At 63.9% G+C, this 338-nt stretch carries 1 pseudogene; it reads right to left on the bottom strand.

Annotation, left to right across the window (positions count from 1 at the left end):
- Window positions 1-184 precede the first annotated feature (184 nt).
- Window positions 185-338: pseudogene (locus PUR71_RS04540) on the bottom strand (1-phosphofructokinase); the annotation flags it as partial.

Here is a 338-nt window from a genome sequence, read left to right as displayed (position 1 = left end):
GTGGGTTTGGTTTTTGTCTTGGGGGGGGTGGTGGTTTTATTGTTTTGGGGTTGTGTTATTTCGGTTGTTGTGGTTATTGTTGTGGGTCTTTCTAGTGGTGCTTGTGGTTGTTCCTTTGCCCCGGGTATTGGTGGCCCTTCGGTCCCAAAGGGTGGGGGGTGGTGCCTCACGTTTGTGGCGGTTGTCAACCGGGGTGGGGTGTTTGGTGGGGGTTGTCGGCCGTCACGACCACGGGGGCGGGGTCCAGATCGGGGGGGGTCGGCATGACGCTCCCCGGCTGTTGGACGGCGGGGGCGCGGTGGGCGTGGGCCGCGGCGTGTGCCTCCGCGCCGGTGCCG

The sequence above is a fragment of the Streptomyces sp. SP17BM10 genome (genome assembly GCF_036322405.1).
Taxonomy (GTDB): domain Bacteria; phylum Actinomycetota; class Actinomycetes; order Streptomycetales; family Streptomycetaceae; genus Kitasatospora.
Note: the sequence above shows the minus strand (reverse complement) of the source record. Positions and strands in the feature narration are given on the sequence as shown.